Origin of the sequence: Streptomyces sp. NPDC059582, assembly GCF_042735715.1 — a bacterium.
Lineage (GTDB): Bacteria > Actinomycetota > Actinomycetes > Streptomycetales > Streptomycetaceae > Streptomyces.
Map to the genome: position 1 here is coordinate 99,829 of NZ_JBHWCC010000033.1, position 1,776 is coordinate 101,604.

Below are 1,776 nucleotides of genomic sequence, written 5' to 3' on the forward strand. Positions count from 1 at the left end.
AGACGCGGTTTCCGCGCCCCCGCCCGGCGGCGCCGCAGCGCCCGCATGCCTGGCTGTCGTGAACGCGGCCTCCGCGCACCCGCGCCGCCGCGCCGCCCCGCCGACGCGCCTGACCGTCGTGAACGCGGCCCCCGCGCCCCGGACGCGATGGCCGACGCCCGCCCCCCGAGACGGCCCCCCGCTGGTTGGCCTCGGCGGCCCCCGTCCGGTTAGGTTGCCCTTATGACCGACACGACTGCTCCTCGTACCACCGGCGCCGTGGCCGCCGGGCTCGCCACCGTCGCCGCCGACGGCACCGTTCTCGACACGTGGTTCCCCGCGCCCGAGCTGTCCGCCGAACCGGGCCCCGCCGGCACCGAGCGGCTCGACGCCGAGCGCACCCGTGAACTGCTCGGTGAGCACGGTGTCGCCGCCCTCTGCAAGGACGAGGTGCGGAACGTGCAGATCGTCGCGGTCCGTACGGTCATCTCCTCGCTCGACGACAAGCCGCTCGACACGCACGACGTCTACCTGCGCCTGCACCTGCTCTCGCACCGCCTGGTCAAGCCGAACGAGCAGAACCTGGACGGCATCTTCGGCTTCCTCGCCAACGTCGTCTGGACCTCCCTCGGCCCGGTCGCCGTGGACACCCTGGAGACCGTGCGGCTCGCCGCCCGCGCGCGCGGCCTGCACCTCAGCGTGTTCGGCGTGGACAAGTTCCCGCGGATGACCGACTACGTGGCCCCGGCCGGCGTCCGGATCGCCGACGCCGACCGCGTCCGGCTCGGCGCCCACCTCGCGGCCGGTACCACGGTCATGCACGAGGGCTTCGTCAACTTCAACGCCGGCACCCTCGGCACCTCCATGGTCGAGGGCCGCATCTCCCAGGGCGTCGTCGTCGGCGACGGCTCGGACATCGGCGGCGGCGCCTCCACCATGGGCACCCTCTCCGGTGGCGGCAAGCAGCGCGTCGCCATCGGCGAGCGTTCCCTGGTCGGCGCCGAGGCCGGGGTCGGCATCGCCCTGGGCGACGACTGCGTGATCGAGGCGGGTCTGTACCTCACCGCCGGCACCCGCGTCACGCTGCCCGACGGCACGATCGTCAAGGCCCGCGAGCTGTCCGGCGCCTCGAACATCCTCTTCCGCCGCAACTCGGTCACCGGCACCGTCGAGGGCCGCCCGAACAACGCGGAGTGGGGCGGCCTGAACGACGTCCTGCACAGCCACAACTGATCATCGGCGGCCGTGACCTGCGGCCGCCGCATCGATCAACGCTTTGACCTGCCGCTGAGCTGTCGGCAGTTGTCGACGTTGGTCAGCATCGAGCGCCCTTCCACGGCCCCAGGACGGCCCGGAAGGGCGCTCGTGTGTGAGCACCGCATTAGGAGTTCGATCTCGCCTCTGCGTGGCCGCGATCCAGCTCGTGTGCGGGTGCCATCGCCGGGTGCTGGCTGTTGCCGCTGTTTGGGGTCGCTGATGTCAGTGTTGGATGTCAGCGGAACAGATGCGGCACTGGGCAGACTTCCCAGAGCCCGTCCGGCCGGTCAGCCCAGCGCCACCAGACGTGTCGGTCGGCGCACTTCCACAGCGACCGACAGGTCCGCCGGCCATCGTCCTCCCGGACGGAGAGCACGAGGCCACCGGACCGCATGGGCTGGTTGCACTCAGGGCAGACCGGAACGTCGTCGCTCATACAACGCACCTTAGACGTCGTTTCAGTTGGTGAGTCGGCGGTGGCAGATGAGGGCTGCGGCTATGCCGACGAAGGCAAGGAAGTGTTCGGATTTCCGCTCGTAG

At 71.2% G+C, this 1,776-nt stretch carries 1 protein-coding gene; it reads left to right on the forward strand.

All coding sequences use genetic code 11. From position 1 onward, the window contains the following. Positions 1-222: 222 nt before the first annotated feature. A complete protein-coding gene (gene dapD / locus ACFV0T_RS26095; protein ID WP_385783682.1) occupies positions 223-1,212 on the forward strand; it encodes a 2,3,4,5-tetrahydropyridine-2,6-dicarboxylate N-succinyltransferase in 990 nt (329 codons plus the stop codon). Positions 1,213-1,776 lie beyond the last annotated feature (564 nt).